24 protein-coding genes are annotated in these 21,438 nt (G+C 59.5%); 7 read left to right on the top strand and 17 right to left on the bottom strand.

Annotation, left to right across the window (positions count from 1 at the left end; genetic code table 11):
* Window positions 1-235: 235 nt before the first annotated feature.
* From Q0753_RS07190 to ribE, 4 genes are read right to left on the bottom strand one after another with little or no spacing between them, the layout of a single operon-like run.
* Window positions 236-715: a phosphatidylglycerophosphatase A gene (locus Q0753_RS07190; RefSeq protein ID WP_298718969.1), complete on the bottom strand. Its 480-nt coding sequence runs from the start codon at window positions 713-715 to the stop codon at window positions 236-238.
* Window positions 712-1,683, bottom strand: coding sequence for a thiamine-phosphate kinase (thiL, locus tag Q0753_RS07185; RefSeq protein ID WP_298718968.1), 972 nt, complete (start codon window positions 1,681-1,683; stop codon window positions 712-714). Before thiL ends, Q0753_RS07190 begins: the two co-directional genes overlap by 4 nt.
* Window positions 1,684-1,729: 46 nt before the next feature.
* Window positions 1,730-2,140 (bottom strand): transcription antitermination factor NusB, encoded by a 411-nt coding sequence (gene nusB / locus Q0753_RS07180; RefSeq protein WP_298718967.1) that lies wholly within the window; start codon window positions 2,138-2,140, stop codon window positions 1,730-1,732.
* 13 nt (window positions 2,141-2,153) lie between these two features.
* Entirely contained in the window at window positions 2,154-2,621 is a 468-nt protein-coding gene (gene ribE, locus Q0753_RS07175) for a 6,7-dimethyl-8-ribityllumazine synthase (RefSeq protein ID WP_071471517.1), read from the bottom strand.
* 302 nt (window positions 2,622-2,923) lie between these two features.
* Here ribE and Q0753_RS07170 point away from each other — a divergent pair, with 302 nt between their 5' ends.
* Entirely contained in the window at window positions 2,924-3,826 is a 903-nt protein-coding gene (locus tag Q0753_RS07170) for a DMT family transporter (RefSeq protein ID WP_298718964.1), read from the top strand.
* Window positions 3,827-3,844: 18 nt separating this feature from the next.
* Here the strand turns inward: Q0753_RS07170 and Q0753_RS07165 are convergent, their stop codons facing one another.
* From Q0753_RS07165 to glyA, 13 genes are all read right to left on the bottom strand, one after another.
* The gene (locus Q0753_RS07165; RefSeq protein ID WP_298718962.1) at window positions 3,845-4,744 is read right to left on the bottom strand and encodes a DUF808 domain-containing protein; all 900 of its coding nucleotides are present in this window, start codon (window positions 4,742-4,744) and stop codon (window positions 3,845-3,847) included.
* 12 nt (window positions 4,745-4,756) lie between these two features.
* Window positions 4,757-5,107, bottom strand: coding sequence for a HopJ type III effector protein (locus Q0753_RS07160; RefSeq protein WP_298718960.1), 351 nt, complete (start codon window positions 5,105-5,107; stop codon window positions 4,757-4,759).
* A gap of 127 nt (window positions 5,108-5,234) precedes the next feature.
* Window positions 5,235-5,897, bottom strand: a complete 663-nt coding sequence (locus Q0753_RS07155) for an alpha/beta fold hydrolase (RefSeq protein WP_298718959.1) — start codon at window positions 5,895-5,897, stop codon at window positions 5,235-5,237.
* 1 nt (window position 5,898) lies between these two features.
* Entirely contained in the window at window positions 5,899-6,456 is a 558-nt protein-coding gene (locus tag Q0753_RS07150; RefSeq protein WP_298718958.1) for a HutD family protein, read from the bottom strand.
* 45 nt (window positions 6,457-6,501) lie between these two features.
* Window positions 6,502-7,284, bottom strand: a complete 783-nt coding sequence (gene siaD, locus Q0753_RS07145) for a biofilm regulation diguanylate cyclase SiaD (RefSeq protein ID WP_298718956.1) — start codon at window positions 7,282-7,284, stop codon at window positions 6,502-6,504.
* An 8-nt stretch (window positions 7,285-7,292) separates the two neighbouring features.
* Window positions 7,293-7,673 carry a biofilm regulation phosphoprotein SiaC gene (gene siaC, locus Q0753_RS07140; protein WP_298718954.1) on the bottom strand — a complete coding sequence of 127 codons (381 nt, stop codon included), beginning with the start codon at window positions 7,671-7,673 and terminating at the stop codon, window positions 7,293-7,295.
* A 20-nt stretch (window positions 7,674-7,693) separates the two neighbouring features.
* Complete coding sequence (gene siaB, locus Q0753_RS07135; RefSeq protein WP_298718952.1) at window positions 7,694-8,236, bottom strand: biofilm regulation protein kinase SiaB; 543 nt, start codon at window positions 8,234-8,236, stop codon at window positions 7,694-7,696.
* Window positions 8,237-10,252 (bottom strand): biofilm regulation protein phosphatase SiaA, encoded by a 2,016-nt coding sequence (gene siaA / locus Q0753_RS07130; protein ID WP_298718950.1) that lies wholly within the window; start codon window positions 10,250-10,252, stop codon window positions 8,237-8,239.
* A gap of 742 nt (window positions 10,253-10,994) precedes the next feature.
* Entirely contained in the window at window positions 10,995-12,104 is a 1,110-nt protein-coding gene (gene ribBA / locus Q0753_RS07125) for a bifunctional 3,4-dihydroxy-2-butanone-4-phosphate synthase/GTP cyclohydrolase II (protein WP_298718948.1), read from the bottom strand.
* A 14-nt stretch (window positions 12,105-12,118) separates the two neighbouring features.
* Window positions 12,119-12,772 (bottom strand): riboflavin synthase, encoded by a 654-nt coding sequence (locus tag Q0753_RS07120; RefSeq protein ID WP_298718946.1) that lies wholly within the window; start codon window positions 12,770-12,772, stop codon window positions 12,119-12,121.
* Window positions 12,772-13,887, bottom strand: coding sequence for a bifunctional diaminohydroxyphosphoribosylaminopyrimidine deaminase/5-amino-6-(5-phosphoribosylamino)uracil reductase RibD (ribD, locus tag Q0753_RS07115; protein ID WP_298718944.1), 1,116 nt, complete (start codon window positions 13,885-13,887; stop codon window positions 12,772-12,774). The genes Q0753_RS07120 and ribD overlap by 1 nt, the downstream gene beginning before the upstream one ends.
* Window positions 13,888-14,337 carry a transcriptional regulator NrdR gene (gene nrdR, locus Q0753_RS07110; RefSeq protein WP_298718942.1) on the bottom strand — a complete coding sequence of 150 codons (450 nt, stop codon included), beginning with the start codon at window positions 14,335-14,337 and terminating at the stop codon, window positions 13,888-13,890.
* A 192-nt stretch (window positions 14,338-14,529) separates the two neighbouring features.
* Window positions 14,530-15,783 (bottom strand): serine hydroxymethyltransferase, encoded by a 1,254-nt coding sequence (glyA, locus tag Q0753_RS07105; RefSeq protein WP_298718940.1) that lies wholly within the window; start codon window positions 15,781-15,783, stop codon window positions 14,530-14,532.
* Between the two features lie 273 nt (window positions 15,784-16,056).
* On the opposite strand from glyA, the gene Q0753_RS07100 reads away from it, so the two are divergent.
* From Q0753_RS07100 to acs, 6 genes are all read left to right on the top strand, one after another.
* Window positions 16,057-16,677, top strand: coding sequence for a molecular chaperone TorD family protein (locus tag Q0753_RS07100; RefSeq protein ID WP_298718938.1), 621 nt, complete (start codon window positions 16,057-16,059; stop codon window positions 16,675-16,677).
* 27 nt (window positions 16,678-16,704) lie between these two features.
* Window positions 16,705-17,058 (top strand): DUF2956 family protein, encoded by a 354-nt coding sequence (locus Q0753_RS07095; protein WP_298718936.1) that lies wholly within the window; start codon window positions 16,705-16,707, stop codon window positions 17,056-17,058.
* A gap of 35 nt (window positions 17,059-17,093) precedes the next feature.
* Window positions 17,094-18,062 carry an amidoligase family protein gene (locus Q0753_RS07090; RefSeq protein ID WP_298718934.1) on the top strand — a complete coding sequence of 323 codons (969 nt, stop codon included), beginning with the start codon at window positions 17,094-17,096 and terminating at the stop codon, window positions 18,060-18,062.
* The gene (locus Q0753_RS07085; RefSeq protein ID WP_298718932.1) at window positions 18,050-18,739 is read left to right on the top strand and encodes a gamma-glutamyl-gamma-aminobutyrate hydrolase family protein; all 690 of its coding nucleotides are present in this window, start codon (window positions 18,050-18,052) and stop codon (window positions 18,737-18,739) included. Before Q0753_RS07090 ends, Q0753_RS07085 begins: the two co-directional genes overlap by 13 nt.
* 5 nt (window positions 18,740-18,744) lie before the next feature.
* Window positions 18,745-19,176, top strand: coding sequence for a YqaA family protein (locus tag Q0753_RS07080; protein ID WP_298718930.1), 432 nt, complete (start codon window positions 18,745-18,747; stop codon window positions 19,174-19,176).
* Window positions 19,177-19,410: 234 nt separating this feature from the next.
* Window positions 19,411-21,360, top strand: coding sequence for an acetate--CoA ligase (gene acs, locus Q0753_RS07075; protein ID WP_298718928.1), 1,950 nt, complete (start codon window positions 19,411-19,413; stop codon window positions 21,358-21,360).
* Window positions 21,361-21,438: the final 78 nt, after the last annotated feature.

The following is a 21,438-nucleotide window of genomic DNA, read 5'->3' as shown; positions in this document are numbered from 1 at the left end:
CACAAAATCAGCAAGATGTTTCGAGTATAAAATTATCAATGGTGTTTATGACTAGAGGTATCATGGAAGCCGAAAGACTGACGATAAAAAGTAGGCTTTTGACTCTAAAAAGGAAATAACGAACGCAAAGCGGCAGACGATGGAGGATAAGCGAGTGTGATGAGGCTGGACGAGATTTGAAAGTTTGACAGAAAGGAAGAGTGCCGCGCAGCCAGAACAGCTGCGCGGCCGGTAATTAGAGCAGTGCCGCCAGCCCCTGCAAGCAGGCCAGAGCGAACAGCCCGGCGATCACGTCATCGAACATGATGCCGAAACCGCCGTGTATCCGCCGATCGAACCAGCGAATGGGCCAGGGTTTGACGATATCGAAAAACCGGAACAGCACGAACCCCGCCAGTATCCACACGGCTCCAGCTGGCGCCGCAAACATGGTGATGCCAAAGCCGATGATCTCGTCCCAGACGATGGCACCATGATCGTGACGACCAATGGCCCTGGTGGCCGCATTGCAAATCCAGATACCGGCCACGAAGCCCAGTACCAGGATCAGCAGATACCACAGCGGCGACAGCCCCTGGATCAGCAAGTAGAGCGGAATGGCCGCCAGGGTGCCCATGGTGCCCGGCATTACCGGGCTCAGGCCGGTGCCAAAGCCCAGGGCCAGCAGGTGCAGCGGGTTGGACAGCTTCAGCGCCGCCAGCTCGGGTTTTCTCATTCGGTACCACTGCGAAAATGATCCCAGCTTTTCGATGCCAGCTGATAAGGACGCCCCTCGGAAGTGAGCTCGACGCCCACCTCACCGGCCAGCATGCGCCCGACCCGGGTGAACTTGACGCCACAGTGCGCCAGCGCGGTTTCGAGCAAGCCTCGGTGCAGTTCGGGCACGGTAAAGCACAACTCGTAATCGTCACCGCCGGTCAATGCCAGCTCCCAGCCCTGCTCTCGCGACACCGATGCCAGCATGGCCGCACTCAGCGGCAGTTGCTCCAGCTCCAGCTGTGCGCGCATGCCGGAGGCGCGGGCCACATGGGCCAGATCGCCGGCCAGGCCGTCGGACAGGTCCAGTGCGCTGGAAGCGATATCGCGCAGCGCCTGTCCCGCCAGAATGCGCGGATGCGGATGCTCGAACTTGGTGCGAACAAAGTCCCGGTGCGCCTCGGGCACAGTGATATTACCCAGCACCTGTTGCAGACCCAATGCCGCATCGCCCAGGGTACCGGTAACATAAATGCCGTCGCCTACCCGGGCGCCGTTGCGCCGCAGGCCCTTGCCTTCCGGCAGGGTGCCATGCACGGTCACGGTAATGGACAGCGGGCCGCGGGTCATGTCACCGCCCACCAGCGCCACGTTATAATATTCCGCCAGTTCGAAGAAGCCGGCACAAAAGCCCTTGATCCAGTTTTCATCGACCTCGGGCAGGGTCAGCGCCAGCGACACCCAGCAGGGATCGGCGCCCATGGCCGCCAGATCCGAGAGATTCACCGCCAGGGCCTTGTGCCCCAGCGCCATCGGATCCATGTCGGCAAAAAAATGCACACCGCTGACCAGGGTATCGGTGCTGACTGCCAGCACCGAGTTGGCCGGCAACTGTAACAGGGCACAGTCATCGCCCGGCCCCATCAGCACATCCTTGCGGTGGCTGGCGACGGTAAAATAGTGTTTTATTATGTCAAATTCATTCATATAAATGAAAAGCCAGCGACTGCTGGCTTTTTCCCGTGCTTATTGTTTATTTTTTTAACTGCTTGATGACCTTGTCGAGTACGCCGTTGACGAACCGGTGGCTTTCATCGGCGGCAAACGCCTTGGCCAGTTCAATGGCCTCGTTGATCACCACCCGATAAGGTACATCTTCACGCCGGGTCAGCTCATAGGTGGCCAACCGCAGCACCGCCTTGTCCACCATATCCAGCTCGGCCAGCGGGCGCGACAGATAAGGCGAAAACACCGCATCCAACTCTTTTACATGCACCGAGACGCCAAACAGCAAATCACGGAAATAATCCAGATCCACCCCTTTGGTGTCCTGTTCCAGCGCAAACTGCTGGGCAATATCGGCCACGTTATCCTTGGTCATTTGCCACTGGTAGACGGCCTGGGTGGCGAGACGGCGGGCCTTACGGCGTTCAGACGGTTTCAATGCAGTACTCCTCTTAGTCCAGCGCTTGCAGGACGTTAATCATTTCAAGTGCGCTGAGGGCAGCTTCCGCGCCCTTGTTACCCGCCTTGGTGCCAGCACGCTCGATGGCTTGTTCTATGTTTTCGGTGGTCAGAACTCCAAAGGCAATCGGCACTTCAAAGTCCATCATCACGCTGGCCATGCCCTTGCTGTTTTCATTGGCGACCAGGTCGAAGTGGTAGGTTCCACCGCGGATCACGCAGCCAAGGGCAACAATGGCATCGTAGTTACCGCTCTTGGCGAGCTTTTTGCACACCAGCGGCATTTCGATGGCACCCGGTACACGTACCAGCGTGATGTTGTCATCTTTTACCTGACCCTGACGCTTGAGCACATCCAGCGCTCCGGCCACCAGGCTGTCGTTGATAAAGCTGTTGAAACGGGCGACGACGATCGCCACCTTGGCCTCGGGAGTGGCCATCAGCCCTTCGATTACCTTCATGGGAATCCCTGTTTGGACAAAAGTGCGCATATTCTAACACAACCTGAGGGTGACAAAAGCACAACACCGGGAGGAAGTTGACAAAGGCGCCGGCTCGAGAAGCCCTCACGCGTTGCGCCTGGCGGGGCGAATAGTGTCGGCAGCCTCACAGGATTAGATGGCTCGGTGTGCAAATAAAGTGAAATAACATACAGTAGGGCCGCTGCCGGCTGTGCCCACTCTTCCTGCCATGGAAACGCTCACTTCAGTTGTATACCGGCCGACCTTATCCATTTTGCATCAAAAGACAACGAGGGTGATTTATGTTGCCAGAACGGCGCGGCGATCTGTTTATTTTAAGCGCCACCCTGCTGGCGTCCGCCGGCTGGCTGTTTTCAAAAGAGGCCATTTCCGGCCTGCCCCCCGCCGGTTTTGTCGGCTGGCGCTTTCTGCTGGCGGCGCTGCTGCTGCTGCCGTTCTGTTATCGCACGTTGCGCCAAACCCCGACCGGGCTGCTGCTCAAGGCGGCCGCCATCGGCCTGGTGATGACCCTGAACCTGATCTTCTGGATTCAGGCCATTTCCCATAGCGAGGGCATCGGTGAAGGGGCCTTTATCATGAGTCTGGCCATGCTGATGGTGCCGCCGCTGGCCTGGCTTATCTTCCGGGAGCGACCGAGCCGACAATTCTGGCTGGCCCTGCCCATCGCCATCGCCGGCCTGTTTCTGCTGACCATGGGCTCGGGCCTCAGCCTGTCACTCAGCCAGCTGTTGTTTTTGCTGGCCTCGCTGTCGCTGGCGATGTATTTCAATCTGAACAGCCGCTTTGCCCGGCGTATCGACCCCATGGCGCTCACCTGCGTGCAGCTGGCCGTTACCGGTGTGATGCACCTGATTTACTCCGGTCTGTTCGAGCACTGGCCCGAGGTTATCGAGCCCGAGATCTGGGGCTGGTTTGCCGCCAGCGTGCTGCTGGCCACCTCGCTGCGTTTCGTCTGCCAGAGTACCGGGCAAAAATACAGCAACGTGGCCAATGCCGCGCTGATCATGATGCTGGAGCCGATATGGACTGTGCTGATCAGCGTGTTCTGGTATCAGGAGCCGATGCCGATAGAGAAAGTGTTCGGTTGTGTGCTGATCCTGCTGGCGCTGCTCAGCTATCGCAGCCGCAACCTGCTGGCCTGGTATCGCAGCCGTCAGGCGTTAAATGTGGGTGGTAAGAGGTAAGCTGAGGGGTGCCCGGACTCAGGCGCTCTTCAATCGGCCGGCTCCTTTCACCAGCAGCAGCACCAGGGTGCCGGCCAGCATACCGACCAGGCCGTTCAGCAGGGTTGGCACCAGCCAGGACAGCGACCCGCCCAGAAGCGGCAGCTTTTGAACCCAGTCGTGGATCAGCGTCTCGGCGCCGGGAATGCCATGCACCAGAATGCCACCGCCCACCAGAAACATAGCGGCGGTGCCCACCACCGACAACCCTTTCATCAGATAGGGACAGGCCGACAGCAAGGCTTGACCGAATCCCCGCAGTAGCCCGCGCTTCTGACTCAGATAAAGCCCCAGATCGTCCAGTTTGACGATACCCGCCACCAGGCCGTAAACCCCGACGGTCATCAGCAGGGCGATGCCGGCCAGCACCATGACCTGCTGACCGAAACCGACGCCGGCCACCGTGCCCAGGGTGATGACGATGATTTCGGCCGACAGAATAAAGTCGGTGCGAATCGCCCCCTTTATCTTGTCCTGCTCCAGCGCCACCAGATCCACCGACTCGTCTATTTCCGTCAGGTGAAGCTGTTCGCCTTCATCCCGATGCAAAAAGGAATGCACCAGTTTTTCCACGCCCTCGAAGCACAGAAAGGCGCCGCCCAGCATCAGCAACGGCACTATGGCCCAGGGTGCCAGGGCGCTGATCAACAGCGCCGCCGGCACCAGAATCAGCTTGTTGCGCAACGAGCCCCTGGCCACCGCCCACACCACCGGCAGCTCGCGTTCGGCCCGCACGCCGGACACCTGCTGGGCATTCAGTGCCAGATCGTCCCCCAGCACCCCCGCGGTTTTCTTGGCCGCGACCTTGGTCATCAGCGACACGTCATCCAGAATGGTGGCGATATCATCTATCAGGGTTAACAGGCTGGCACCGGCCATGGCGGGGGTCCTTTATCGGGCTTTGGGGGTAAGCGGTTGAGTGGCAAACTCGACACCCGACCAGCCGGTGTTGATGAAGTTGCGAATATTCTGATGGTCTTCACCGTCGGGGTTACCCAGCACATCGTTGCGATAGAAGCTGCCAAAGCAGTCCAGGGTCTGCTGCTCGTTCAGTCCCTGCAGTCGGGCAAAGGCAAACAGCTTGCAGGAGCCGCTGTTCTGTCCGGCGTCGTTGCGAACGTCGCCATTGGTAAAGGCGGCGGGAGTAAAGTCGTACAACTGCTCGATGACCGCCATGGTATCGGCAAATTCGATGGTTTCGGGGTTGTTTTGCAGTTTTTGCTGCAGCTCGTTCAGGGTCATCTTGTTTCCTTGATGGTCTTTTGAAAACTCACTAACGGTTCATTTATCGGACAAAGTGTTCACTCCCTTTGCCCTCTTCCGGGCGCCGGAATATCCTGCTTGCTCTACATTCAGTCAGCTCATACCGTTATAGCTGCAGGCACTGGCGCATGAAACGGGAGATATCGGCAATTTCGGCGGCGCACACGCTGTGCTCCATCGGGTAGTGGTGATATTCGGGCACAAAACCCCATTGCTGCAATTGCTGACAGGCGCGCTCGCCCAGCAGCTCGGGCACCACGCCATCGCGGCTGCCGTGCAGTATCTGCACCGGCAGGTACTGATTGGCTGCATGGCGTTGCAGGCTGTCGGCGGTGGCCAGATAGGTCGACATGGCAATCAGTCCGGCCAGCGGTTTATCAAAACTCAAGGCTGCCTCATAGGCCACGGCACCGCCCTGGGAAAAACCGGCCAGCAGGATACGTCGGCTGTCGATGCCCTGTTCGATCTGCTGCTCAACCAGGGCCTGCACCGCCAGGGCCGAAGCCCGCAGCTGGGGTTCATCCACTTCCCGCTCCAGGCTCATGGCCAGAATGTCATACCAGGCCGGCATCGGCAGGCCACCATTGACGGTGACCGGTATCTGCGGCGCATGGGGGAAGATAAAGCGGATGGCGCTGCCTGCGGGCAGCTTCAGCTCCGGTACTATGGGCTCGAAGTCATGGCCATCGGCGCCCAGACCATGCAGCCAGACAACACAGGCAGTCGGGTTGGGCGCCGTGTCCCGCACAATCGCATTCAAGGTGGTCATCTCAGACTCCGTCAACAGGATAAAGGGTAATATCGACCAGGGTAGCGCCCTGCTCGTCGGCGGCCAGATCCAGACTTTCTCCGGGCTCCAGTACCCACAATTCGGGTTCGGCGTCATGGCCGGAAAGGTGACGATACAGCAACCGTGGCGTGACGCTGTGACAACGATACACCTGCCCCGGCGCCAGATGATATATCTGAACCTCGGCCTCGCCCCAGCGCCGGTCGGTCATGACATTGAAGTCCAGACATTCACCGGCCAGCAGCCGGCAATTCACCTCCGCTTCACCGGGAAAAGCCAACGGTGAAAAGGGCGTATCCAGCGTATGCTGCTTGTCGTTCATGGTCAGTTCGAAGCCTGCCCCCTCCATCAGCATCAGGATGCGGTCAATACCGGGGAAAAAAGAGAAGGGGCCGCTTTGTCCCACCCGGGCCATCGACACCCGCAGACCGAAGTCGGCCCCCTGATCGCTCGGCAGCCGGTACAGCTCCCGGGTCACGCCGCCGCCATTTTTCCAGGGCATGTCGATAAAATCGGTCGTTCCCAGTCGTTTTGCCATCAGTTGGTAACCTCGAATCTTATGCTTATCAAGAAGAGGTGGAGACTAGTGCGGCACCACCATCAATCGATCCCGTCCGTTGTTTTTAGCCTGGATCAGCGCCCCGTCGGCCCGGTTGATGGTGAGATCCACGTCTTCATCGGGCCGGTAGCAGGTCAGTCCGGCACTGACGCTGAGCAGGCTTGCGCTATCGCCTTCCAGCGTCAGCGACCGTACCGCCTGCATGACCCGCTCTACCAGTGCCGAGGCCTGCTCCAGTCCGGTCTCCGGCAACAATAACATAAACTCTTCACCGCCCCAGCGGGCACAGAGGTCGTAGCCACGCAGTTGCCGGGATATGGTGTCGGCCAGCATGCACAGCACCCGATCCCCGGTATCATGGCCGAAAACGTCGTTGATGCGCTTGAAGTGATCCGCATCCAGCATCACCAGACTGAAGGGCGCACGGCCCCGCCGGCAGCGGTCCAGCTCTTCGCGCACTCGTTCCATCAACAGCCGTCGGTTGGCCAGCCCGGTCAGCGGGTCACGCAGGGCGGCTTTTTTCAGCTCTTCGTTCAGCTCCAGCAAGCTGCGCTGATAACGATCCGAAATACGGGTGATTTTTTCCAGCCGGCGCAGTTGCCGGTCGTACTGGTGCAGCAGATCATGGGTCTGGGAGCGGGCCATGTCGTAGCTGCAGTCGGAGATACGCAGCAGCCGTTCCAGTCGCTCCCGCTGCTCCCGGTCTCGCTCCAGCAACTGTTGCAGCACCGGCAGCAGCGGATTGTTTTGCTGTGCCGGATCGGACAGCAGTTGTTCCAGCTCCCGGTCGCTCAGTCTACTCGTCATGGGTCAGTTTACTCGTCATGGGGCAATATATCGAAGGGGAAGGAGCAGTCTTCCTTGAACTCTTCGGCCAGCTCCACCACCCGCTCGTTGTCGGGATCGTAGTACCAGCGCACGCTCACCTCACGGCTCGCGGCAAACGCCGCCTCCATCAGGTCGAAGATATCCATCATCGCCTTGACGCTGCTGGTGTTCATGTAAATCAGGTGTAATTCCAGCTGCAACGGCTGCGATGATCGCTGCAGAAATTGCTCGACCCATTCGATCACCTCGCCAAAAAACTCGAACGAGTTTTCAGGATAAGAGTCGCCCTGCATGCTCATCACCCCATTATCCGGGTTGCAGAGAATAGTGGGGGTAGACTGACTACCGGTCACGTTTAATGATTTCATCGCCACTTCCGATTGCATGCTCATATTACCGCCAACAAACTTAAAAACCCTCGGCCCGCGCCCGTTTCCACCAGTTTGGCGGTCATCGGCCGGGATGACTTGCGAGCCACATCCAGCAGGCCCAGCCCGGCGCCGGAACGCTCATTACCGTCTCGGGGCCGGCGTAACTGGGTTTTATACGCCGATTTCAGCTCCGCCTTATTCATGCCGGACAACTCGTCGATACGCCGACACAGCGCCCGACCATCGTCCAGCTCGACCAGATTGCCGGCCAGCACCTGATAATGCCCGTCGTCGCTGCGCGCCACCACCACGGTGGCCGAGCCTTCGGCCTCACTGTAGGCCATGTGAGCGGCGTAATGACGAATATTCTGGGTCAGTTCGATGTAGACCCCGAACACATCCATGGCGGCGGTGGGCAGCGCTTGTTCCGCCTGCAGGTGATTTTTCAGCGCCTTGCCTATTTCTTCAATCAGGCTGCGTGAAATGGGCCCGTTGAAACACAGCAGAATCTGGTTCTGGTTAAACTGTTCTCTTATCGACAGCAGGTCAATGGATGACATTTAAACGGCCTCTGATGATGAATCTACTTTGAATGCGAGCAGGGTAATATCATCCCGTTGAGGATGATGACCTCGATAATCATCCAGCGCCTGTCTGAGCGCCAGCGCCTGCTCGTTGAGGGGCAAACGGGCATGGGTGCGCAGCAACTCGCGAAACCGGCTGCTGCCCAGGCCAAAGCCCTTGCTTCCCCCGGCCTGATCGGGATAACCGTCGGTGGCCAGATAGTAAATCGCGTCCGGCTGCAGGGCCAGGGTGATGTCTTCAAAGTGAGCATCACGCCGGTCGAGCAGCGTGCGCCGGCTGCCCTTGATTTCGTCGATGCGGTCACCGTCGCTGTGATACAGCGACATCTTGGCACCGGCAAACACCAGCTGCCGGCGGTCTGGCACCACCGACGCCAGGCCCACGTCCATATTGGTGGCCAGGCCGCGTGGCAAGTCGCAGTCCTGCAGCATACCCCGCAGCGTGCGATCCGCCAGCTGCAGTATCGCCGCCGGCGACGCTATCCCCTGCTCGCGAATGGCATGATCCAGCGCCGCCCGCGCCAGCATGGTCATCAGGGCGCCGGCCACCCCGTGGCCGGCACAGTCGACCACCCCGACCAGAAAACGGCCCCGCTCACCGGGATGAAAAATATAGAAGTCACCCCCCACCACATCCCGAGGATGCCACAACACAAAGTGATGTTCGCCCAGCACCTCGGTCAGTTGCTGATCCGGTAAAATAGCGCGCTGAATGAGGCTGGCATAATCGATGGAATCGTTGATCTGCTGGTGCGCCTGGCGCATCCTGTGATTGATTTCTTCCAGCTCACGGGTGCGGCTTTGCACCTTTTGTTCCAGCTCTTCGGTATGGGACTGCACCTTTTTCGCCATCACCCCGAAGGCGGCACTGAGATCGCCGATTTCATCGCCCGAAGACGGCGGCAACGACACATCATAGCGCCCCTCGGCCATGGCGGTTGCCGAGCCCTGCAACTGACGCAGCGGCGACAGCATCAGTTTTTCCACCGCATAGGCCAGCGCCAGCAGTAACACCACCAGCATCACCACAAAGACCAGCAGGGCGGTATTGATCCAGGCACCCTCCAGCACCTGCGCCGCGCCCGGGTCTATGGCGGTCACCACATACCAGCCAAGTTCGGGAATAAAACTGAACGCCAGCAACTGGCGGCGCCCCGACAGCTCAAACCAGTCGATGCTGACATCGGAAGAATCTGCCCGCGCCTCGACCATCAACTGCTGCAGCCGTTGCCGCTGGCTATCCTCGTTCAGTTGAGCCTGCAGGGTACGACGCTCGGCATCGGCACCGGCGGCCGAGCCCAGGGCTATCAGCTCACTGTCCGGGTGGGCCTGAAAGGCGCCCTGCTCGTCGATGATCATCGGCGTTACGCCGACATCATCGGTATTGATAAAGCGATCGATGAAGCTGGTCAAATCGATACCGGTGCCGGCCAGCCCGAGCGGCCGGCCCTGGTTTTCAATCAACACATTCAACCACACGCGAGTAGTACCCAGTCGCGTGTCGCGATTGACGTTTATATTGAGTTTTTCGCCCTGTTCCAGCACGTTGAAGAACCAGCGGTCGTCGGGATTATCGGAAGAAAGGTGATATTGCGGTTCGCCGCCGAGCGGCTGATCACGCTGGCCATAATAATAGGCGCGCGAGTCGGCGCCGATGATAAAAAAGGAATGGCTGCTGAAGTCGTCGATGAAGCCTTTTGCTTCACGAAACAGCAAGGCCTTGTGCTGCTCGTCGGCCTCGTCCTCAAGCCACTGATGCATCAGCACCGAATCGGCGAACCGCCGGGCCAGCGCCAGATCCCGGGACAGGGGCACCAGAATATTCTGCCGGTTAAGCTGGGTAAAATTGCGGGCATAGGCCTTGCCGAAATAGTCCTGTACGCCGCTCAACACCTGCCAGCCAATGCCACCGGCAGGAACAAATGCCAGAAGACAGGCCAGCAGCAGTGCCCATATGGATTTCGCTCGCAGCCCCTTACCCCAAATCGCCATTGGCATCCTTGTGCTGTGTCGGAATAACTCATACGAAGCCGTCATTGTGACGCAACCGCATAAAAACTCAATCGGCGAATGGAAATTTGCCGGTAAAAACCTGCAAGCAGCATGGGCTTATACCAAACTGATTAACTAACTGATCTATTCGGTGCTCTGCAAAGGTCGGACAAATGGCCCGCTCCTCCGACACGCCGTGAATACATCCGTGTAGGCTCCGCCGCGCCATCCTTGGCGCGGAGGGTCGGCGGAGCAGATCCCTTTATCCTCCCAGATGCCAAGGAGCTGCCTGTTGGCGTCGTTTACAGGTAACTCGGTACTCGAGAAGAGGCAACAGAGATCGACTGCCACGACCGTGAAATGCCAGGGCCGGAAAATGCTCCTGCCGTTCCGGCATTCCCGCCCTCCCTGGCGGTCAGAAGGCATTTCCTGAGCCCTCAGGGGGCGAGCTTGCCTCGCCGTGATGAACGGTTGCAGCCTGACCGAACATCCAGTGAATGTTCGCAGCAGGCTGCAACGGTGAGTGTCTTTTATCAGTGGCGTGTCGTGGGAGGCGGCTGTGTTGCCTCTGATCTGAGGCCTTAATATGATCAGATCATTACTGTGATTGGTATTATTCATTCCGGCAGGGCGGATTTACAGGAAGACATTGCGGGCGGGAACAGCGGAAAAAGCAGAAGGACACCAGAAGGGGTCGCAAGAAAAAAACTGCCGCCCGGAGGCGGCAGTCGATACCTATGGATCAGTCGATGATGTAGTCGACCACTTCCAGGCCGAAGCCGGACAGCGCGTGGTAACGTTTGGGTGAGCTGAGCAGCTTCATCTTGCCCACGCCCATGGCCTGCAGGATCTGCGAGCCCACGCCGACCCGGCGAGAGGTACCCTGGCGCTTGGCGCCTTCGAGCCGTTCACCGCGATCCACCGCCTCGAACTGGCGCACCAGCGACAGCAGATGATCCGGCGTTTCTTCCCGCCCCAGGATCACCAGCACGCCGCCTTCGTCGGCGATGCGGGCCATCGACTTGCCCAGCGGCCAGGTGCGGGCAGAGTGACGGTCGGTCATCAGCACATCGGTGAACATATCGTGAATATGTACCCGCACCAGCGCCGGCTCGTCGGCCTTGATCTCACCTTTTTTCAGTGCGAAATGCACCTGATTGTCGATGGTGTCACGAAAGGTCACCAGCTCGAAGTCGCCGTATTCGGTGGGCAGGTTACAGCGCGCCACCTGCTCTATGGTGGTTTCGTTCTGGTTACGGTATTCGATGAGATCAGCAATGGTGCCGAGCTTGATGTCGTGCTCCTGGGCGAAGACTTCCAGATCCGGACGTCGGGCCATGGTGCCGTCTTCGTTGAGGATCTCGACGATAACCGACGAGGCTTCCAGACCGGCCAGACGGGCCAGATCACAGCCCGCTTCGGTATGACCGGCACGGGTCAGCACGCCACCGTTCTGAGCCTTGAGCGGAAATATATGCCCCGGCTGTACCAGATCGGCCGGCTTGGCGTCCTTGGCCACGGCGGTTTGTACCGTATGAGCCCGATCGGCGGCAGAAATACCGGTGGTCACGCCCTCGGCGGCTTCAATGGACACGGTGAAGGCGGTGGAGAACTGCTCGGTGTTGCGGCTGACCATCTGGGGAATGTCCAGCTGGCGGCAACGGGCTTCGGTCAGGGTCAGGCAAATCAGCCCCCGGCCGTATTTGGCCATGAAGTTGATGTCTTCCGGGCGTACATGCTCGGAGGCCATGATCAAGTCACCTTCGTTTTCCCGGTCTTCATCATCCATCAGGATGACCATTTTACCCTGACGGATATCGTCGATGATTTCCTGGGTACTGCTTAAAGCCATGGTGTTCTCCCTTCTTATTTCATAAAACCGCTGGCGGCCAGGGTCGCCAGCGTCAGTCCGCCCTGTTGCGGCTCAGACGCAGCGGTCAGCAGACGTTCAAGATAGCGGGCAATAATATCCACCTCAAGATTTACCTGCCGGCCGGGCCGCCAGTCGTCGAGGGTGGTTTCCTGTAAGGTATGCGGAACCAGGGTCAGCTTGAATGCCGCCCCTTCCACATCGTTGACCGTGAGGCTGATGCCATCCACGGTAATGGAGCCTTTTTCGGCGATATAGCGCGCCAGCCCGGCAGGGGCCTCGACCCACAACTCGATGCTGTTGCCAAGCTGGGTGCGGCGGCGGATATGGCCGACACCGTCCACATGACCGGACACGATATGGCCGCCCAGCCGGCTGCTGGCCAGCAGGGCTTTTTCCAGGTTCACCGCCTGCCCGGTACGATAGCCGGCAAAGCCGGTGCGATCGATGGTTTCACCGGACACATCGGCACAATAGTAATCCGCGCCCAGCTCGGTCACGGTCAGACACACGCCATTGGTGGCGATGGAGTCACCCAGTTTCACATCCGACAAGTCCAGCCTTGGGCAATGAATGCGGATCACCGACTCGTTACCCTGGCGGCGAATATCGGCCAGTATGCCGGTGGCTTCAACAATTCCGGTAAACATCAGCTTTTTACCCTTGCGGTCAGTTTAATATTGTTACCCACTCGGCGGCAGTCGTGCCACTCCAGCTGGGGCACCTGGCTCATGGCAGTCAGCTCTGGCAGATCGAAGAGCCCGCGGCTGGTCGAGCCCATCAGTTTGGGCGCCTGATACAACACCAGTTCATCCACCAATGCGGCAGCGAGCAGGGCGCCGCAAAGACGCGCCCCCGCCTCCACCCACAGGTGATTAATCTGGCGGCGGCCCAGCTCGGCCAGCAACAGCGGCAGATCGAGTTGCTCATTGTCTGCCAACGGCAGTACGCATTCTTCTACCTGCTCGCCGAAACCGCCGCCGACCTTGCCGCGCAGCAACAGGATCGGGCCGGGCTGGGCAAACAGTTTTAGTTCCGGGGTCAAGCGGTTACGGGTATCGATGATAACCCGCAGCGGCTGGCGCAGTTGATTTTGTTCATATTCGGTTTGTAGCGACGCGGGCAGTTCGCTCCAGCGCACATTGAGGCTGGCGTCGTCGGTCAGCACCGTATCGGCACCGGACAGAATGGCGCAGCTCAGGGCGCGATGGCGCTGTACGTCGCGCCGGGCAGCAGGACCGGTAATCCACTTGCTCTCGCCATTGGCCAGGGCGGTGCGCCCGTCCAGACTCGCCGCCAGCTTGACGGTCACAAACGGCAGCCCGGTGCGCATGCGGTGCATGAAACCGGTATTGACCGCCTCGGCCGCCTCGCTCATCAGCCCGGCGGTGGCGTCAATGCCCGCCGTCTGCAGCATGGCCAGACCGCGCCCCGCCACCTGCGGATTGGGGTCCACCGAGGCCGCCACCACTCTGGCCACACCGGCATCGATCAAGCCCTGGGCACAGGGCGGCGTACGACCGTGATGAGAACAGGGCTCGAGGGTGACATAGGCGGTGGCGCCCCGGGCCTGGCTACCGGCCTGACGCAGGGCAAAGACTTCGGCGTGCGGGCCGCCGGCCTGCTGGTGATAGCCTTCGCCCACCAGGGTGCCGTTATGTACGATGACGCAGCCTACCGAGGGATTGGGACTGGTGGTGAAGCGCCCTCGCCGGGCCAGCTCAAGCGCCCTGGCCATCCAGCGCGCATCGTCGGAATTAAACACTCATTGCTCCAGTCGGGCTATTTCTTCGCCGAATTGGCGCAAGTCTTCAAAACAACGATAAACGGAGGCGAAACGGATATAGGCAACCTTGTCGAGCTGCTTCAGCTCTTCCATCACCAGGTTACCGATGTGTTCGGATTTGATTTCCCGCTCACCGGTGGCGCGCAGCTGAGACATGATGCGGCTGACCGCCTGCTCGATGGCTTCGGTGCTGACCGGGCGTTTTTCCAGTGCCCGTTGCATACCCGCTTCCAGCTTGTCTTCGTTGAAGGGTTCGCGAATGCCGGTGGTCTTGATCACCCGCGGCATCACCAGCTCGGCACTCTCGAAGGTGGTGAAACGCTCTTTGCAGGCGTTGCATTCCCGCCGGCGGCGCACCTGCAATCCTTCCCCGACCAGACGGGAATCGATGACCTTGGTTTCGGTTGCATGACAGAAGGGACAGTGCATGGCGCCTCCGTGGGCTAAATTCGGCGGTTAGTGTAAATAAGCAGGCTACAGATTGCCAGAATGAAACACAGTTGTAAGCGTTAATGTAGGGATTGGGGATTGGGGATTGGGGATTGGGGATTGGGGATTGGGGATGAAAAAAGGGACCGGGAACACCAGTCCCCGATCCCTAGTCCCTAATCCCGATGCGTGTTACGCATAAACCGGGTGACGACGGCAGATGTCCAGCACCAGCTCTTTTACGCGGGCGATAGTCGCTTCGTCGTTGATGTTGTCCAGCACATCACAGATCCAGCCGGCCAGTTCGCGTACATCGGCTTCGTTGAAACCACGACGGGTTACCGCCGGGGTACCGATACGAATACCGGAGGTCACGAACGGAGAGCGCGGGTCGTTCGGCACGGCGTTCTTGTTCACGGTGATGAAGGCGCGGCCCAGGGCGGCGTCGGCTTCCTTACCGGTGATGCCCTTGTCGATCAGGTCGAGCAGGAACAGATGGTTGTAGGTACCGCCGGAAACCACCTTGTAGCCACGCTGCTGAAACGCATCGGCCATGGCCTGGGCGTTCTTCAGCACACGCCCCTGATATTCCTGGAACTCGGGCTCCATCGCTTCCTTGAAGGCCACGGCCTTGGCGGCGATAACGTGCATCAAGGGGCCACCCTGGCCACCGGGGAAGACAGCGGAGTTCAGTTTCTTCTCCAGCTCTTCGTTGTTGGCGGCAGACAGCACCAGACCACCACGAGGACCGGCCAGGGTCTTGTGGGTCGTGGTGGTTACCACGTGGGCGTGAGCGATGGGGCTCGGGTAGTGACCGGCGGCAATCAGACCGGCGACGTGGGCCATGTCCACCAGGAACCAGGCACCGACCTTGTCGGCGATTTCACGCATGCGCGCCCAATCGACGATGCCGGAGAAGGCAGAGAAACCACCGATGATCATCTTCGGCTTGTGCTCGACCGCCAGACGCTCCATTTCTTCGTAATCGATCGTGCCGGCTTCGTTGATGCCGTAAGGGACTATGTTGTACATCTTGCCGGAGAAGTTGGCCGGAGAGCCGTGAGTCAGGTGACCACCGTGCGCCAGGTTCATGCCCATAACGGTATCGCCGGGCTTGACCAGCGCCATGAACACGGCGTTGTTGGCCTGAGAGCCGGAGTGCGGCTGCACGTTGGCATAGGTGGCGCCAAACAGCTGCTTGGCACGCTCGATGGCCAGTTCTTCGGCGATGTCGACATATTCACAGCCGCCGTAGAAACGCTTGCCCGGATAGCCTTCGGCATACTTGTTGGTCAGCTGGGAACCCTGAGCCTGCATGACGCGCGGGCTGGTGTAGTTCTCGGAAGCAATCAGCTCGATATGCTCTTCCTGACGCTGGGTTTCATCACAGATGGCCTGCCACAGCTGAGGATCATAATCGGCGATATTCATGTCACGCTTTAACATCCGTCTCTCCTGACTCACATGGGGGTGTTCACTGAAGTCCCGAGTTTACCCTTTAGGCCGGGTCCGGCCTAGTCCCGATACCTCAGTTAACAACATTTATTTATCTTTAAGTTGAAAATTTTACAAAAAGTTTAAGATTAAGCAACACTTTAATCCCCATCGATTCACCGCCAACCAGGGTAGATCTGGCTGTTAAACCCGATAGAATAGAGGTTTTTAGCCGGAACCAAGGCGCACAGGCCGACCGGCCCCCACCCTGTCGTTGAGGAAAATATGCAAGATTTCATGGTGACCTCGCACCGTAGAGCAGAGCTTTATCACTGGTTTACCGCCCTGTTTGCGGCCCCGCTGGTCGACGAGGAAATCCGCGAGTTCGGGGGTTATGACATGCATGCCTTTCTCGACAGTCTGGCCACGCTGGACCCGCTGCGTGATGCCGCCGAAACCTTTCGCCGGCAGGCCGGTCGGGTGTTGCAGCTGACCGAGCCCCAAGTCGAACTGAGTGAACACTACCAAAAGCTGTTTGCCGAGGACTCGCTGCTCGATACCGCCTCGTTGGCCCAGCCGGAAGACGAGGGCATGATGCTGATGAGCATACTGTTGCATCAGCACGGTACTCGACTGAAGGACGACGACCCGCTCAACGCCTGCAACCAGCTGGAAATGATGGCCACGCTCGCCATTGCCGGTGCCGACACCGACAACGAAACAGACCGCCTCGCCCTGCTGGATCAACAACGGGAACTGGCCAATCAGTTGCTGATCGACTGGCTGCCGCCCTTCGCCGGCTCCTGCCGGCAGCGGGACTCTTTCGGCTTCTATGCCGCCGCCGCCAGCCTGCTGCTTGCCATGTTCAGCATGGATATTCATTATCTCAACAATGTCGCACAATAATGGTGGCCCAGTGATGGTGGCCCAATAATGGCTTACAGCAAAAACCGGAAAACCGCCCCCTCTCCCCAAACCCAGGAAGAGGCCGAACGCATCGCCAGGGCAACGCAGCGGCCGGGACAGACCAAGGAGCAGACCCGGCTGATCACCCAGGGCATTCAAAAAGGCATTGAAGAATACAAGAAGCAACACAAGGCCCGCGCTCGCGCCGCCGACAAGGCCAAAAAGCAGCAGCTTCGCCAGCAAGAGTCTCATGACCACGACGACACCATAGAGCAGGAACCGGTACCCGCGTCTCCTGTCTCGGCCTGGCTGCCCTGGTTGCTGTTGGCCCTGAGCTGGGCCGGTTTTGCGCTTTACTGGTGGCGGCAACAGCCGAGCTGACATAAAGAGGTAGTTTAACCGACAGGAGCTTACCCATGACCTACCGCTTGCCCGAACACAGACACACGGCCTCAGGCCAGGAACGGCGTCTCGGCGTGGAGCTGGAACTCAACGGACTGCCCCTGCCCCGGCTGGCCGCTCTGGTGGCCGAACAATTGAATGGCCAGCTGCGCCAACAGTCTGAATACGAAATTGAAATAGATACCCCGCTCGGCACCTTTCGCGCCGAGCTGGACTTCGATTACCTCAAGCGGCTGGCCCGGGTTCAGCTCAAGCAGCCGCCGGGTGAGCTGGAGCAGGCGGCCACCGAACTACTGGGCACGCTGGCATTTCAGCTGGTGCCGCTGGAGCTGGTCAGCCCACCGCTGCCACTGTCCCGACTCGAGCAATTAACGCCGCTGTTTGAACGGCTGCGCACCAACGGCGCCAAGGGCACCCGCCACGCCCTGCACTATGCCTTTGGCCTGCACCTGAATCCCGAATTACCCGATACCGACGCCAACACCCTGCTGCGTTACTTCAAGGCTTATCTCTGCCTGCATGACTGGCTGGCGCAGCGCGAAGACATCGTCGCGGCCCGCAAGCTGTCTCCCTATATTCGCGGCTTTGCCAACGACTACAGCCGCAAGGTGATCGACCTCGACTACTGGCCCGACCTACCACAATTCAGTGAAGACTATCTCGCCGCCAACCCCAGTCGCAATCGCTCGCTGGACTTGCTGCCGATACTGGCCTGGCACGACGAGGCCCTGGTGCAACAGGCGGTGCAGGACGACAAGGTCAACAAGCGGCCGACCCTGCACTACCGCCTGCCCAACTCCGATATCGACAATCCGCACTGGTCGCTCACGCACGCCTGGTCCGGCTGGCTGCAGGTGGAAATGCTGGCCAACGATGAACGTCGGCTGGAACAGGTGTGCCGGCATTATGCCGCCCACCTCGACAGCCTGACGCCCGACTTTCTCGATCCCTGGGCAAACAAGGTGACACCATGGCTCCGCTGATTGGCGTGACCGGCCCCGACAGCCGGCTGCCCTGGGCCTGGTGGGCGACCCGGTTGGCCATTCGCCTGGCCGGCGGCCGGGCATTGCGACTGACACCGTCCACCTTTCGGCCCCACAAGCGGGACAAGCTGCAGGGGCTGATCATCGGCGGCGGCGACGATATCGATGCCGCCCTCTATGGCGAAGATACCGGCAAGGCACCGGCCGACCCGAAGCGGGACGCCTTTGAAATCGAGCTAATCAAACATGCGCTGGACACGCAATTGCCGCTGCTCGGCATCTGTCGCGGCGCCCAGCTGATCAACGTGGTGCTGGGCGGCTCACTGCACTCGGATATTCGACCGCTGCGCCGCCGTACCTCCAACCGCCGCACCCCCTTGCCGCGCAAAACCGCCATCGGCTGTGGTCAGGGCCGGCTGCATGACATCATTCGCCAACCGCGCTGGCGCATCAACAGCCTGCATCATCAGGCAGTAGACCGGCTGGGCGAAGGGATGGCGGTGGCGGCGCGGGATCTGGACGGCTTCGTGCAGGCCATCGAACACCAGGGCGAGCACTATATGCTGGGGGTGCAGTGGCATCCGGAATACCTGTCCTACCTCGGTCATCAACGAGCCATCTTTCGCACCCTGGTCGGGCTGGCCCGTGTCGCTCGTCCCGAGCGACTCTACGACTGATTGCCATGCTTGATTACCTGATTGTCTTTGTCAGCAGCCTGCTTGCCGCCACCATAGCGCCCTTTTATTCCGAGGTGGTGCTGGCGGCGGTGCTGACCCGCCAGCCCGATGCCGCCGTGCTGCTGTGGGCTCTGGCAAGCGTGGGCAACACCCTGGGGTCGGTGGTGAACTGGTGGCTGGGCATCAATCTGCTGCATTACCGACACAAACGCTGGTTTCCCGTCAAGGACAAGCAACTGGAGCGGGCCCAACGCTGGTTTCAGCGTTTCGGCGTCTGGTCGCTGCTGCTGGCCTGGGCACCGGTGGGCGGCGATGCCCTGACCTTTATTGCCGGCATCATGAAAGTGCGGCTGCTGCCGTTCACCCTGCTGGTGTTTATCGGCAAGTCGGTGCGTTACCTGATCGTCATCTATTTTGCCGAAGAATTTTTACTGTAACCAGGACAGGGACAAACCTCGCCATTCGCAATGATATTGCGATACAAACCGGTAACATCACCGGCAAATTATGCTAGTAATAGTCATACTGCTAGCCGAAAGTCTAATTGAGCATGGCGACCATCTGCGTCACCTTGTTACACAATGGTTATTGGTTATGCCCCGTGAGTTACCGAGTATCACACCAGGGGTGATTGGTATTACACCAAGATGATTACACCAAGGAGCGGAATAATGAGTGAAGTAAAGGTTCATCCAGTCACGGCACAATTTGCCCAGAATGCCTTGATCGACGATGCGGGTTATCAGCGCATGTATCAGGAATCCATCGAGTCCCCGGATAAATTCTGGGGTGAGCAGGGCAAGCGCGTCGACTGGATCAAACCCTATACCAGGGTCAAGAACACCTCTTACGATCCCGGCCACATCAGCATCAAGTGGTTTGAAGACGGTACTCTTAACCTGTCCGCCAATTGTATCGACCGTCATCTGGCTACCAAGGCGGACGAGGTCGCCATCATCTGGGAAGGCGACAGCCCGGATGACGACAAAAAAGTCACCTACCGTGAGCTGCACGAGCAGGTATGCCGCTTTGCCAACGTACTGAAAGCCCAGGGCGTGAAAAAAGGCGACGTGGTCAGCCTCTATATGCCGATGGTAGTGGAAGCCGCCGTGGCCATGCTGGCCTGTGCCCGCATTGGCGCCGTGCATTCGGTGGTATTCGGTGGTTTCTCGCCGGACGCCCTGGCCAGCCGCATCATCGACTCCGATGCCAAAGTCGTCATCACCGCCGACGAAGGTCTACGTGGCGGCCGCAAGGTGGCGCTCAAGGCCAACGTGGACGCCGCCCTGGCCAAACCCGGTGTCAGCGAAGACTGCAAGGTTATCGTCTATCGTCGCACCGGTGGCGATGTGGCCTGGTTTGAAAACCGTGATATCTGGTGGCACGAAGCCACGGCCACGGTCAGCGCCGACTGCCCGCCCACCGAAATGAACGCCGAAGATCCGCTGTTCATTCTCTACACCTCCGGCTCAACCGGCACCCCCAAGGGCGTACTGCACACCACCGGCGGTTACCTGGTGTATGCGACCATGACCTTCAAATACATCTTCGACTATCACGACGGTGATGTTTACTGGTGTACCGCCGACGTAGGCTGGATCACCGGTCACAGCTATCTGCTTTACGGCCCGCTGTCCAACGGCGCCACCACCCTGATGTTTGAAGGGATCCCCAACTATCCCAAGACCAACCGCATGGCCCAGATTGTGGACAAGCATCAGGTCAACATTCTGTACACGGCACCGACCGCCATTCGTGCCTTCATGGCCAAGGGTGACGAGGCGGTGGAAGGCACCAGCCGCGCCAGCCTGCGCGTGCTGGGCTCGGTAGGCGAGCCCATCAATCCGGAAGCCTGGGAATGGTATTACCGGGTCATTGGTGACGAGCGCTGCCCCATCGTCGATACCTGGTGGCAGACCGAGACCGGCGGCATTTTGATCACCCCGCTGCCCGGCGCCACCGATCTCAAACCCGGCTCCGCCACTCGCCCCTTCTTCGGCGTACAGCCGGCGCTGGTGGACGGAGAAGGCAATGTGCTGAGTGGCGCCACCGACGGCAACCTGGTCATCCTCGACTCCTGGCCCGGCCAGATGCGCACCATCTTCGGTGATCACGACCGTTTCGAGCAGACCTATTTCTCCACCTTCCCCGGTACCTACTTCAGTGGTGACGGCGCCCGTCGTGACGAAGACGGCTATTACTGGATCACCGGACGGGTGGACGATGTGCTTAACGTATCCGGCCATCGCATGGGCACCGCCGAGATCGAGTCGGCACTGGTGGCGCACCCGAAAATCGCCGAGGCGGCGGTGGTCGGTGTACCGCACGACATCAAGGGCCAGGGCATCTATGCCTATGTCACCCTCAACAACGGTGAAGTGCCGACCGCCGAACTGCACAAAGAGGTGAAGGACTGGGTGCGCAAGGAAATCGGTCCCATCGCCACTCCGGACATCATCCACTGGGCCGAAGGCCTGCCCAAGACCCGTTCCGGCAAGATCATGCGCCGTATACTGCGCAAGATTGCCACCGGCGACACCGGCACCCTGGGCGATACCTCGACCCTGGCGGATCCGGCAGTGGTTGACCGTCTGATCGAAGAGCGCAGCCGCGTCGCCTGATCCGGACTGCCTTGATTAAACGCCGCCTTCGGGCGGCGTTTCTATTTGAGGACAACGCCCGGGCCGAGTAATGGATTC

Source organism: uncultured Oceanisphaera sp. (assembly GCF_947495715.1).
Lineage (GTDB): Bacteria > Pseudomonadota > Gammaproteobacteria > Enterobacterales > Aeromonadaceae > Oceanimonas > Oceanimonas sediminis.
Note: the sequence above shows the minus strand (reverse complement) of the source record. Positions and strands in the feature narration are given on the sequence as shown.